At 52.2% G+C, this 13,212-nt stretch carries 12 protein-coding genes; 9 read left to right on the top strand and 3 right to left on the bottom strand.

From position 1 onward, the window contains the following. The first annotated feature begins 88 nt into the window (after window positions 1-88). The 3 genes from HRU77_03120 to HRU77_03130 are packed head-to-tail and all read left to right on the top strand — an operon-like array spanning window position 89 to window position 4,093. Window positions 89-1,987, top strand: coding sequence for a hypothetical protein (locus HRU77_03120; GenBank protein ID QOJ19769.1), 1,899 nt, complete (start codon window positions 89-91; stop codon window positions 1,985-1,987). Between the two features lie 35 nt (window positions 1,988-2,022). Further along, the gene (locus HRU77_03125) at window positions 2,023-3,735 is read left to right on the top strand and encodes a Kef family K(+) transporter (protein QOJ19770.1); all 1,713 of its coding nucleotides are present in this window, start codon (window positions 2,023-2,025) and stop codon (window positions 3,733-3,735) included. 52 nt (window positions 3,736-3,787) lie between these two features. Then, window positions 3,788-4,093 carry a hypothetical protein gene (locus tag HRU77_03130; GenBank protein ID QOJ19771.1) on the top strand — a complete coding sequence of 102 codons (306 nt, stop codon included), beginning with the start codon at window positions 3,788-3,790 and terminating at the stop codon, window positions 4,091-4,093. Here the strand turns inward: HRU77_03130 and HRU77_03135 are convergent. Continuing rightward, window positions 4,090-4,494 (bottom strand): hypothetical protein, encoded by a 405-nt coding sequence (locus HRU77_03135; protein QOJ19772.1) that lies wholly within the window; start codon window positions 4,492-4,494, stop codon window positions 4,090-4,092. The genes HRU77_03130 and HRU77_03135 overlap by 4 nt on opposite strands. Before the next feature lie 180 nt (window positions 4,495-4,674). Between HRU77_03135 and HRU77_03140 the strand changes: the two genes are divergently transcribed. The 4 genes from HRU77_03140 to HRU77_03155 all read left to right on the top strand — a co-directional run bounded on the left by HRU77_03140 (window position 4,675) and on the right by HRU77_03155 (window position 9,306). Beyond that, a complete protein-coding gene (locus tag HRU77_03140; GenBank protein ID QOJ19773.1) occupies window positions 4,675-6,486 on the top strand; it encodes an ABC transporter ATP-binding protein/permease in 1,812 nt (603 codons plus the stop codon). Window positions 6,487-6,721: 235 nt separating this feature from the next. Continuing rightward, window positions 6,722-7,582, top strand: a complete 861-nt coding sequence (gene motA / locus HRU77_03145; protein ID QOJ19774.1) for a flagellar motor stator protein MotA — start codon at window positions 6,722-6,724, stop codon at window positions 7,580-7,582. 41 nt (window positions 7,583-7,623) lie between these two features. Further along, a complete protein-coding gene (gene motB, locus HRU77_03150; GenBank protein QOJ19775.1) occupies window positions 7,624-8,535 on the top strand; it encodes a flagellar motor protein MotB in 912 nt (303 codons plus the stop codon). An 18-nt stretch (window positions 8,536-8,553) separates the two neighbouring features. Next, complete coding sequence (locus HRU77_03155; protein ID QOJ19776.1) at window positions 8,554-9,306, top strand: class I SAM-dependent methyltransferase; 753 nt, start codon at window positions 8,554-8,556, stop codon at window positions 9,304-9,306. A gap of 18 nt (window positions 9,307-9,324) precedes the next feature. Here the strand turns inward: HRU77_03155 and HRU77_03160 are convergent, their stop codons facing one another. Continuing rightward, entirely contained in the window at window positions 9,325-10,710 is a 1,386-nt protein-coding gene (locus tag HRU77_03160) for a cysteine--tRNA ligase (protein ID QOJ19777.1), read from the bottom strand. A gap of 144 nt (window positions 10,711-10,854) precedes the next feature. Between HRU77_03160 and HRU77_03165 the strand changes: the two genes are divergently transcribed. Continuing rightward, complete coding sequence (locus HRU77_03165; GenBank protein ID QOJ19778.1) at window positions 10,855-11,424, top strand: peptidyl-prolyl cis-trans isomerase; 570 nt, start codon at window positions 10,855-10,857, stop codon at window positions 11,422-11,424. Between the two features lie 44 nt (window positions 11,425-11,468). Next, the gene (locus HRU77_03170) at window positions 11,469-11,960 is read left to right on the top strand and encodes a peptidyl-prolyl cis-trans isomerase (protein QOJ19779.1); all 492 of its coding nucleotides are present in this window, start codon (window positions 11,469-11,471) and stop codon (window positions 11,958-11,960) included. A gap of 49 nt (window positions 11,961-12,009) precedes the next feature. Here HRU77_03170 and HRU77_03175 read toward each other — a convergent pair whose 3' ends face one another. Beyond that, window positions 12,010-13,185 carry an O-succinylhomoserine sulfhydrylase gene (locus HRU77_03175; protein ID QOJ19780.1) on the bottom strand — a complete coding sequence of 392 codons (1,176 nt, stop codon included), beginning with the start codon at window positions 13,183-13,185 and terminating at the stop codon, window positions 12,010-12,012. Window positions 13,186-13,212: the final 27 nt, after the last annotated feature.

Consider the following 13,212-nt stretch of genomic DNA (forward strand, 5'->3'; position numbering starts at 1 on the left):
ATCCCCCACCGGTAAGCGGCCTTGACTCATTTAGCCGGTCTGCTGACTTTGGTCACGTCCTGTTGTTCATCACGAAGGAATCATCGTTGTGTTTTCACTCCCTAAAAACTTCAGTTTCGCCCGATCGCTCGGTTTTTTGGTGTTTGCCGCGAGCTGGCTGGCGTTTGCGTTTTTTCTGGGGCGTTTGATTCCGGATCGGCAACTGTGGTTTGCGCTGTTGATTACGCTGCTGTTCGGCATGCCGATGTATGGTGCGGCAATGTATGCGGTGACGATTCAAAGAATCCATCGCGCCAGCCAGTTCATGAAACTCGGTATTTTGCACTGGCTGTTCACGCGGCGGATTCTGGCGTATGCCGGGTGGTTGCTGTGGTCGGTGGTATTTTCGTTTCTGCTGCTGTTCTATCTCGGTTCCGCGGATAAGCAGGAATGGATCGTTTGTTTTGCCGCCATTCCGGCATTTGGCATCGTTTATGCGATTCTTTTCCCGATCGCGGCGCGCGAATACAAGCCGTACATCGCCGTGCACAAATCGCTGGTCTGGACGCGCTGGGTTACGGCATTGGCGATGGCGGTGTTTTTCGTTTTTTTCGCCGATCATACCGACACTAACCGGCAATATGCTTCGCTGACCGAAGCGGTCGCGGCGGAAAGCCAGAAACTGGAAGGCGTGACCAACAGTATCCTGATTCTTGAAACCAACCGGTTGCTCGGTTTCATCGAGGGCATGAAGCGCTATGCGTTGGGCGGTCTGCATTCATTTGACGATCTGCTGTACGTAGCGGTTATTTTTCTCGGCAGCGTGCTGTTTTTTTATAACGTGGCGCTGGGAATTTCCAGTTTCATGGTGCCGCTCGCCGAGTACCGCCGGGTCTTTGCGCCGGTGCAAGACAGCGACGAGCCGCCCGCGGTATCGCCGTGGGCATGGGCGATTACCTCGGCGTTCGCCACTTTTTTCGTTTTTTTCATTTATGTGCCATCGACGGTTTATGTCGACACCTGGTTGCGTTCCAATCCGGAAACCGTTGCAGAAATCCGCGCCGCGCGGCAAAGCGCCGTGCAAACCGTGGAGATGATCGGCGATGAATACTACAAACCGGGAACGGCGGCGCAGATCGAACAAGCTTACCTCGACAGTCTCAGCAAGATGGAAGCGTCGTTGGGAAAATTGCGCGAAACCACCGGCACCGGTTTCCAGCAAATGGCCGACAATGTCGATGCTTATCTCGATTGGTATTACAGTCTACCGGGGGAATATGAGCGCATTGTGGCGCTCGCGACCGGCGCGCTGGAAACCTGGATGGCCGAGAAACTGCAGAATTATCTGATGCAAGGCAATGTTTTCGGTCCGGTACAGAAATCCATCGAAGACGTACTGCAAAATAACCAGCAGTTACGCACCGAACATATGCAAAAAGTGGAACGGATTCTGGCGGAAAACCGTGTCGAACCCGCCGGCGATTCCCAGCTTGAAATCGTCCGGCATGCATCGTTAAACTCGCTCAAAGAACCGCCCGCGCACAGCGTGATCGTCAATCTGGAGAACCGCGTGCTGATCTCCGGCGGCATCGGCACCGCCGGTGCGATCACCGGCGCTATCGCCGGTAAGATCACCGCCAAAGTGGCGGGCAAAGGCATCATCAAACTGGGCGCTCAAGCCCTGATCAAAGTCACCGCCGGCAAGGCAGTCAGCGCGTTGGGCGGCGCCGCGGCGGGCGCTGCGTCAGGGGCGGCATTGGGGTCGTTCATTCCCGGTATCGGCACGGCCATCGGCGCGGCCATCGGTGGTATCATTGGCGGCATCACGATCGGTTTGACCGTCGAGAAACTCTTGTTAATGCTGGAAGAAGCATTTTCACGCGAAGAATTTAAACTTCAGATTCTGAATGCGATCGAAGAGGAACGCATCGAGTTTGAGAAATTTTTGAATACGCCCGCTTTATCGGACAAAACCTCCGGCAGCACCGATGCGGCAGCGGCGCCCTGAAGTTCGAGCCAATAAACCTTAACCTTGGAATTTGAATGGAACATAACGTTGCCCTGATCACGACGATCGCAGCCGGTTTCGGCCTGGCCTTGATTTTTGGTTTCATCGCGGAAAGGCTTAAAACGCCTGCGCTGGTCGGTTATCTGCTGGCCGGAATCGCCATCAGTCCAACCACACCGGGATTCGTCGCGGATGTCGGCATCGCTTCACAACTATCGGAAATCGGTGTGATGCTGCTGATGTTCGGCGTCGGATTACATTTTTCGTTGGACGATTTGCTGTCGGTCAAACGTGTCGCGGTACCCGGCGCTATCGTTCAAATGGCCGTTGCAACCGTTCTGGGCATGGCCGTAGCCTCGTGGTGGGAATGGAGCTTCGGTGAAGGATTGGTATTGGGCCTGTCGTTATCTTGCGCCAGCACGGTGGTGCTGTTGAAAGCGCTGGAATCCCGTGGCCTGCTGGAAACCATGAACGGCCGCATCGCGGTCGGCTGGCTGATTGTCGAGGATCTGGTGACGGTGCTGATTCTGGTGTTGTTGCCGACATTCGCGACCATGCTGGGTGGCACGAACGAGAACGGCAATCCTGCCGATCCGTTATGGCGCACGATCGGTGTCACGTTATTGCTGGTTTCCGCTTTCATCGCCTTGATGCTGATCGTCGGCCGCCGCGTCCTGCCCTGGTTGCTGTGGCAAGTGGCCCGCACCGGTTCGCGCGAAATGTTCACCTTGGCGGTCGTCGCAGTCGCCATTTGTATCGCTTACGGTGCTGCCATATTGTTTAATGTGTCGTTCGCCTTGGGCGCTTTTTTTGCCGGTATGGTGATGCGCGAATCCAAATTCAGTCAACGCGCCGCCGAGGAATCGCTGCCGTTGCGCGATGCCTTTGCCGTACTGTTTTTCGTCTCCGTCGGTATGCTGTTTGATCCGGCCGTGCTGATCGATGAACCGGTGCGCGTGCTCGCCGTGGTTGCCATTATCATCGTCGGCAAGTCGATGGCGGCGATGCTGCTGGTTTTGATCCTGCGTTATCCGCTTACGACCTCGTTGACCGTTGCCGCCAGTTTGGGGCAAATCGGCGAATTTTCCTTCATATTGGCGGGACTGGGGTTGTCGCTTGGATTGATGCCGCCTGAGGGGATGAGCTTGGTGCTCGCCGGCGCGTTGATTTCGATCGCTTTCAACCCGATCGCTTTTGCCGCCATTACGCCGTTCAAGAATTTGATCCTCAAACATTCCGCTTTGGCGCGTAAATACGAGAACCGCGACGATCCGTACGCGGAACTGCCGATGAGCACCGAACGCAAGTTCCTCGAAGGCCAGGTGGTGCTGGTCGGTTACGGACATGTCGGCCAGCGGGTCGCTCAGGCGCTTAACGAAAAAAATATTCCGTACATCGTCGCGGAACAAAATCGCGAAATCGTACAAGACTTGCGCAAGCAAGGTACCACTGCGGTATCCGGCGACGCCACCGAACCGTCGGTGCTGATACAAGCGCATATCAAAGATGCCGCGATGCTGGTGATCGCCACGCCGGATTTGCTGAATGTGCGGCAAATGATCGACACCGCGCGCACGCTGAATCCCGATATCGAAATCGTTTTGCGCAGCCGCAGCGAGGATGAAACGATGTTGCTGCGCAAGGAAGCTATGGGAACGGTCTTCTTTGCCGACGAAGAACTTGCCAAGAGCATGTCGCACCACATCCTGAGCCGGTTCGACATCAAATCCCAATCGGTGACTGAATAACAACCTTTTAAACTGTTTTCCCACCCTATGAAATTTTTATGAGATTTTTGCAATGACTGAACAATTTTATGCTGGCATCGACCACGATGAAAATGAAGGGCTCACGCATCTAGGCCGCATCGTACGCGATGCTTGGGTATTCGGCATTTTGCCGGAAACGGAAACCTGCGCGGGCTGGAGTACGTCGCAAATGCAGGTTTTATACGAGAAAGTTTACGCCGCCTGGGAACCGTATGCGCATTTGCCCAGCCGGTTGCCGGATGAATTACGCGAGCGGCACACCCGGCTGTACGACGAAGCCATCACCAGCGCCAAGGCAAAAGGCTGGGATGCGCAGATGGAAGATGACGACGATTAATTTTTGGCTGGAAAATGAATAATGCGCGCAGCGCCTTCGAGCTTGGATTTACTAACCAGCATCTGCAGCGCCGCGGGAAGCTCGCTTTGCAAACGTTTCATCACGGCCGCCATGCCTTCGCGGTAATAAACGGCGTCATAAGCAACCGGCTGATCCAGCGCATCGCGGTCTTGCCGTTTGAAATTGCGCCACGCGATATCGATCCAGCATTTGCGCTCGCCGTCGATGAATACAAATTCTTCGTGATCGATGATCGCCATGTACTGCATGCTGCGGATAGGCACGAACAAATGCCGGGTGGGGCAACGCGATAACAAGGTTATCGCCAGATTGTACGTGCTGGCCGGCAAATGGCGCGCTTCCCGGCTGATTTCAGGATCTCGGTAACAGGTAATTTCCATGATTCCCCCGGCAAAACATTTTAAAATTACGGCCTGATGATTTATCGGCTTGCAATGCGGCGGTGAAAGCACCACCGGCTTTATGTTACCTAATGCCGCGATGCAAAGAAACTCAATTTAACTAACCGGTTCATCTCTCAACAATCTTTACATTTTCAGTCACACCATCGATCACTTTTAATGCGCCCTACCCGTCTTGAGAAACCCGCCGCCACACGCAACAATCTGAAAACCATCGCCACGCTGCTACCCTATTTGTGGGAATTCAAAGTCCGCGTGATTGTGGCGCTTAGTCTGTTGGTACTGGCGAAACTCGCCAATGTTTCGGTGCCGCTGGTATTGAAGGAAATTGTCGATGCGTTGGATCAACCGCGCGCCGAGCTGGTGTTGCCGGTTTTCCTGGTGATCGGTTATGGCGTTTTGCGGCTAGGCAGCACATTATTTGGTGAATTGCGCGATGCGATTTTTGCCAAAGTGACGCAACGCGCGATCCGCCGCGCCGCGAATAAAGTATTCAGCCACCTGCATTCGCTGTCGCTGCGTTTTCATCTGGAACGCCAAACTGGCGGCGTGTCGCGCGACATCGAGCGCGGCACGCGCGGCATCTCCTTTTTGCTGAATTTCATGCTGTTCAACATTCTGCCGACGCTGCTGGAAATCGGTCTGGTGCTGGTCATCCTGATCAATCAATACGACATCCGGTTTTCCATCATCATTTTCCTGACCCTGCTGGCGTATATCGCGCTCACGCTGATCGTTACCGAATGGCGCATGATTTTCCGCCGCACCATGAACAACATGGATTCAAAAGCCAACACACAAGCGATCGATAGCTTGCTGAATTACGAAACGGTGAAATACTTCGGCAACGAAGCCTGGGAAGCACGGCGCTACGACGAGCACTTGCAATCGTGGGAAAAAGCTGCGGTGCGCAACCAAACTTCGCTGGCGACATTGAACGCCGGACAAAGCGCGATCATCGCGATCGGCGTCACTTTACTGATGCTGCTGGCGGCCGAGCAAGTCATCGACGGCCGCATGACATTGGGCGATTTGGTGCTGATCAATGCCTTTATGCTGCAACTGTACATGCCGCTGCATTTTCTCGGCTTTGTTTACCGCGAGATCAAGCACTCGCTGGCCGATATGGAGCGCATGTTCACACTGCTGGACGAGCATAAGGAAATCGAAGACAAACCGGATGCCACAGCGCTCGATGCCGCTCAAGCGACGATCCGGTTCAGTCATGTCGATTTTAGTTATGAACCGAATCGCCAGATCCTGTTCGACGTCAGTTTCGACATTCCCGCCGGGCAGAATATCGCCGTAGTCGGTCACAGCGGTTCCGGCAAATCGACGCTGGCACGCTTGCTATTCCGTTTTTACGATGTGCAATCGGGCAGCATTCTGATCAATGACCAGGATATCCGCGCCGTCACGCAGCAAAGCCTGCGCGCCGCGATGGGTATCGTGCCGCAAGACACCGTGCTGTTCAACGACAGCATTTATTACAACATCGCCTACGGCCGGCCGGATGCTACACAGGAAGAAGTGTTTGCCGCCGCTCGCGCCGCGCATATTCATAATTTTATCGCAAGCCTGCCGGAAAAATATGCCACGATCGTCGGGGAGCGCGGCTTGAAGCTATCCGGCGGCGAAAAGCAACGCGTTGCGATTGCCCGCACCATTCTGAAAAATCCAGCCATTCTGATTTTCGACGAAGCAACTTCGGCGCTCGACTCCAATTCCGAGAAACGCATTCAAGCGGAGCTGAAACGCATCGCGCGCAACCGCACGACATTGACCATTGCGCACCGCCTGTCGACAATCGCCGATGCCGATCAGATCCTGGTCATGGATCACGGCCGTATCATCGAGCGCGGCACGCACCAGCAATTGCTGATAGCCGACGGCGCGTACGCGCAGATGTGGGAATTACAACAGCAGGAAGAAAGCGATCAGCACAAGCGGCAAAACACCATTTCCACTTAATTATCAATCGATATTCATGGAAAGGTTATCTTTCCAATGAACAGATGATCACATCTTCATGAACAATCGTTATCTTATTTTCATGAAGAAAATCCACACGCAATAAAAAAACCCGAAAATACCGGGAAAAAACCGACCTTATCCCCAAGAATGAATTCCGCCCGGGTGTGTTAATTTCTCACTCCAGAATTTGCCTTCAAAAAATTGCGTCATTACATTCGAGGGAGTCATCGCAATGCTTGTATTAGTTGGTTATCTCATCATCATCATTTCTGTTTTCGGCGGTTTTGCACTGGCGGGCGGGCATCTCGCTTCGCTGTGGCAACCGGTCGAATTGCTTATGATCGGTGGCGCCGCGGTGGGCGCATTTGTCGTCGGCAACTCGAACAAAGCGCTCAAAGCCACGATGAAAGCTTTACCGACTGTTTTCAAAGGCTCCAAATATACCAAAGCGTTGTACATGGATTTGATGACGTTGCTGTACGAAGTGCTCAGCAAAATCCGCAAGGAAGGATTGATGTCGATCGAAGGCGATGTCGACGATCCCGCCAACAGTCCGATTTTCACCAAGTACCCGGATATCCTGGCCGATCACCATATCACCGAATTCATCACCGATTATCTACGTTTGATGGTCGGTGGCAACCTCAATTCGCTTGAGATCGAGAGTTTGATGGACAGCGAATTGGAAACGCATCATCAGGAAGGCGAAGTGCCGATTCATGTAGTGGCCAAACTCGGCGACGGATTGCCGGCTTTCGGTATCGTCGCGGCGGTGATGGGCGTGGTGCATACCATGGAATCGGTGCATCTTCCACCGGCGGAATTGGGTATTCTGATTGCCGCCGCATTGGTCGGTACGTTCTTGGGAATCTTGCTGGCATATGGATTCGTCGGTCCGCTGGCCAACAAACTGGAACATAACCTGCATGAATCCAGCAAGATGTTCGAGTGTATCAAAATCACGTTACTGGCCAATTTGAATGGATATTCGCCGGTTCTGGCAGTTGAATTCGGCCGCAAAGTGCTATTCACCACCGAACGGCCGTCTTTCCTGGAACTGGAAGAGCATGTTAAGCAAAGCAAATCGAAATAACCGTTGCACAGTCATCCTTCAATTGAACTGCGAGAACCACTATGGCCGATGATCTTTCCCAACGCCCCATCGTCATCAAGCGAATCAAAAAGGTCGCGGGCGGACATCATGGCGGGGCCTGGAAAATTGCTTACGCTGACTTCGTGACCGCCATGATGGCGTTCTTTTTGCTCATGTGGCTGCTGGGATCGTCGACCAAGAGTCAGTTGGAAGGCATCTCGGAGTATTTCAAAACACCACTTAAAGTCGCCATGATGGGCGGATCGTCCATCGGTGAAACCAGCAGCGTGTTGAAAGGCGGCGGCACCGACCTGACGCGCCAGCACGGCGAGGTCAAGAAAGGCGAGATTAAGGACGACATAAAAGCCAAGAAAATCATCAAGGAGCGTATCGAACGTATCAAGCTGGAAGGGTTGAAGAAAAAGATCGAAGAAGCAATCGAAAACAATCCTTCGTTGAAGAAGTTCTCCAATCAGCTTTTACTCGACATCACTTCGGATGGATTGCGCATTCAAATTGTCGATGAGCAAAACCGCCCGATGTTCGCGTTGGGTAAAGCGGAATTGCAACCGTATACGAAAACCATTCTGCGCGAGATCGGCAAAATGCTCAATGACGTCGAAAACAAAATCAGTCTTTCCGGCCATACCGACGCTAAGCCGTTCCCGTCCGGCGACAAGGGTTACAGCAATTGGGAACTGTCGGCGGATCGCGCGAACGCTTCGCGCCGTGAGCTGATCATTGGCGGCATGGATACCAACAAAGTGTTGCAAGTCATCGGTTTGTCTTCCGCCGTGCTGTTCGACAAGAACGAGCCGCTCAATCCGATCAACCGCCGCATCAGTATCGTGGTCATGAACGAAAGAGCCGAGAAAGCGGTTACGATGGATGAACAAACGATCGATATCGATATGCAGGCGGAACCGACCACCGAACTATTGCAAACCCCTTAACTCACGGATTGACTGACGATGTTAAAACGACTCCATCCCGGCATTATCGCGTTATTTGTTCAGATCGCCACGCTTGCGTTGATCGCTTCGGTCATCGTATCGCAACCAGCTATTGAATTGAGCTTATTCGAATGGAGCCTGCTGCAAGGACTAGCGGCGGGATTGCTCAGTTTTGCGTTGCGCATGCCGGTGTGGTGGATATCGATCCATCTCGGCTTTATCCCGCTCATTGTCGTTGCACTGGCGTTAAATATGTCTTCAACAGTATGCCTGGCACTTTTTCTCGGACTGTTGCTGATTTATGGCAAAACCTATAAAACCCAGGTGCCGCTGTATCTATCCAGTCACCGCGTGACGCAAGCGCTGCAATCGCTATTACCGGAAAGTCGCCGGTTTTCCTTTGTCGATCTGGGTAGCGGCTGCGGCGGTTTGCTCAGTCATCTGGCAGAGAAAAACCGCAACGGTGTGTTTCATGGCATCGAAGCGGCGCCCCTGCCCTTCCTGATCAGCAGATTAAGAAGTTTGTTTGGCGCTAAAAACTGCGCAGTAACCTGGGGAGATTTCTGGCAACAGGATTTTTCGCAGTACGACGTCGTTTATGCCTACCTGTCGCCAGTTCCGATGACCGCGCTGTGGGAGAAAGCCAGCAAGGAAATGCGCCCGGGCAGTCTGTTGATCAGCAATACGTTCATCATTCCCGGCGTTGCCGCGGATAAAAGCATCCAACTCGACGATTTCTCCAATTCCACGCTTTATCTGTGGAAAATCTAGCTTAATGGGACCAGTGGGCTAAGCGCGTCGCCAAGCCGTTCCCTGCGCGCTGTCTTCCAAAATGATGCCCTGCTGCTGAAGGTTCTTGCGAATCGCGTCGGCATCCGAATAGCGGCCTTCTTTACGCGCGTTGATGCGCTGCTGAATCAACTGCTCAATATCATCAGCAGTCAACGCTTCCGGTGCGGCGGCCGGTGTATTTTGCAAATACGCTTGCGGATTTTGCTGCAAAAGACCGAGTAAACCGCCCAATGCTTTAAGTAAACCGGCGTTCTCCTTCGAGCCCGTTTTATTGATGTCGCTCGCCAGCTCAAACAAGACAGCGATGGCTTCCGGTGTGTTGAAGTCATCGTTCATAGCGTCTTTAAATTTGCACGCATGAGGGTTCTGCCAGTCGATAACGGTAGCGGTAGCCGGGTTCGGCTCAACTTCCTTTAACGCGATGTATAAACGATCCAGCGCAAGCTTGGTGTCTTTGAGATGCTGATCGGAATAGTTCAACGGGCTGCGATAATGCGCGCGCAAAATAAAAAAGCGCACGACTTCCGGTTGATAGAGTTTCAAAATCTCGCGCACAGTGAAGAAATTGCCCAGCGATTTCGACATTTTTTCGTTGTCGACACGCACAAAACCGTTATGCATCCAGTAATTGACAAAAGGGTGGTCATGCGCGCCTTCACTCTGCGCGATTTCATTCTCGTGATGGGGAAACTGCAAATCCTGCCCACCGCCATGAATATCGAAATGAATACCCAATAATTGTTCGCTCATGGCCGAACATTCGATATGCCAGCCCGGACGCCCCCTGCCCCAAGGCGATTCCCAAAACGGCTCACCGGGTTTCGCCGATTTCCACAGTACAAAATCCAGCGGATCTTTTTTATTCGAATCGATTTCCACACGCTCACCGGCACGCAGGTCGCTCAAGGACTTGCCGGACAGTTTTCCATAGCTGGGAAAGTCATGCACGGAATAATACACATCGCCATTTTTTGCAGGATAAGCCAAGCCTTTTTTCACCAACGCGCCGATCATGGCAATCATATGCTCGATATACTCGGTTGCGCGCGGCTCGTGGCCCGGCAACGCAACACCCAGTGCCGCGGAATCCTCGTTCATCGCCTGAATGAAGCGCTGCGTCAGCGCTTCGATCGGTTCGTTATTCTCTTGCGCGCGCTTGATAATCTTGTCGTCGATGTCGGTTACGTTACGCACGTAATGCACTTCAAAATCATTGGCTCTGAACCAACGCACAATCGTATCGAAAACCACCAGAACCCGCGCATGTCCTAAGTGGCAATAATCGTAAACGGTCATGCCGCAAACATAAATTTTTACCTTCCCTGGCGTTATCGGAACAAAATCTTGTTTTTCCCGGGCAATTGAGTTATAAATTTTGAGCATAAGATCAACAGATAAAATTGTGGAATTAACGTTCTTCTTGATAGAATCCGGTTATCCTCGCGCTATTCGAATAGTCCGCGAGTATAACATAACCAAGGCACCAAGCCTCTTCCCGCCACCAGCCAACAATTAGGACACGCAATCATGTATCTCCGCCGAATTCTGATTTTTATAGTGTTAGTCGTAATTAGTTTGAATGTTCATGCCGCAGAGCCTCGGGTTGAAATGAAAACCAATCTCGGCAGTATCGTGCTCGAACTGTATCCGGATAAAGCACCCGAGACCGTGAAGAATTTCTTGCAATACGTCGAAGATGGATTTTACAAAAATACCGTTTTTCACCGCGTCATCGCCGGATTCATGATTCAAGGCGGCGGGTTTGACGCGGCATTGAAGCAGAAACCGACACGATCGCCAATTCAGAATGAGGCTGACAATGGCTTAAAAAACGAGACCGGAACGATTGCAATGGCACGCACTTCGGATCCGCATTCGGCGTCGGCACAATTTTTTATTAATGTCGCCAACAATGCGTTTCTCAATTACAAAGCGCCGTCACAAAGCGGTTACGGCTATGCGGTATTCGGTAAGGTGGTTTCCGGCATGGATGTGGTCAACAAGATCGCCGCACTGCCGACCGGATCAGGCGGTCCGTTTTCCGGTGACGTACCGAAAAGCAGCGTTGTCATTGAAGATGTCGTGAAACTGCCCTAACAAATACGCAACCCCAAAAAACCAATAATCAATAAAGGATCGATATGGTAAAACTAGAAACCAATCATGGCGTTATCACGCTTGAACTGGATAGCGAGAAAGCGCCTGAAACCGTGCAGAATTTCTTAAATTACGTGTCCAGCGGATTTTACGACAACACATTATTTCATCGCGTTATTGACGATTTTATGATTCAAGGCGGCGGATTTGAACCAGGCATGAAACAGAAAAAAACGCAGCCGCCGATTCGTAACGAAGCTGCCAACGGGCTCAAGAATGAAACCTATACCATCGCGATGGCACGCACCGCCGATGTTCATTCAGCAACCGCGCAGTTTTTCATTAACGTGGCCAACAACGGCTTTTTGAATTACAAATCCGCATCACCACAAGGCTACGGTTATTGCGTATTCGGTAAAGTCATCGAAGGTCAGGATGTGATCGATAAAATCAAGAAAGTAAAAACCGGCGATTTTGCAGGTCACCAAAACGTGCCGCTGGAAGATGTCGTCATACTGAAGGCCGAGATCATTTAGCGCATGATCGTGTTAGTCACAACCGCCACAAAATAGTCTCAGCTGGGTTTTATGCTAATCCGCGCTGCAAATCGGCTTGCAGATCTTGCACCGACTCCAATCCGACCGCAATGCGCAGCAACCCGTCGGAAATACCCGCGGCATCCCGGGCTTCTTGACTGATGCGCGCATGCGTTGTGGTCGCCGGATGGGTCAATGTGCTTTTGGCATCGCCGAGATTAGCGGTAATCGAGATCAAGCGCGTCGAATCGATGACACGCCATGCCGCTTCCTTGCCGCCCTTTACCTCAAACGTGACAATTCCGCCACCGGATTTTTGCTGTTGTCTTGCCAATGCATGCTGCGGATGCGATGCCAGACCGGGATAAAACACGCGCACGACATTCGGTTGCGATTCAAGCCATTGTGCCATTTGCAGCGCATTGGCCGAGTGCGCTTCAATGCGTACTTTGAGCGTTTCCAAACCTTTCAGGATCACCCAGGCATTGAAGGCGCTGAGTGTCGGTCCGGCGGTACGCAGAAACCCGAAAATCCCGCCATCCATCAATAATTCCCGCTTACCGAGCACGGCACCGCCCAATACTCTGCCTTGCCCATCCAAATATTTGGTCGCGGAATGAATAACGATATCCGCGCCCAATTCAAGGGGCTTCTGCAAAATAGGTGTGCAGAAACAATTATCGACAACCAGCCAAATGCCTGCTTTCTTGGCAATTTTGCCGAGTTCCGCAATATCTGAGATTTCCGTTAGCGGATTGGACGGCGTTTCCAAAAAAAACAGCTTGGTATTGGGTTGTATCGCGGCTTGCCATGAATGCGCATCTGTCGCCGACACAAACGTTGTATCGACATTGAAGCGTTTCAGAATGTTGTTGAATAGATTCACCGTTGCCCCGAATAAGCTGCGCGATGCCACGATATGATCGCCAGCGGAAAGCAATCCCATCACGCACGCCAATATCGCCGACATACCGGAAGAAGTTGCGATGCAAGTCTCCGCACCTTCCAATACCGCCAGCCGTTCTTCAAATGCCGTGACGGTGGGGTTGGTAAATCGCGAGTAGATATTGCCCGGCTCGTTGCCGGAAAAGCGCGCAGCCGCCTGAGCGGCACTATCAAAGACAAAACTTGAAGTCAGATACATCGCCTCAGAATGCTCGTTGAACTGGCTGCGATGAATTCCCGTATGAAGCGCGAGTGTTTCTGGTTGCAAATGATCAGACATAGGATGAAACCTTAAGCGAAAACGATC

The organism is Gammaproteobacteria bacterium (assembly GCA_015709615.1).
Classification (GTDB): Bacteria; Pseudomonadota; Gammaproteobacteria; order Burkholderiales; family Nitrosomonadaceae; genus Nitrosomonas.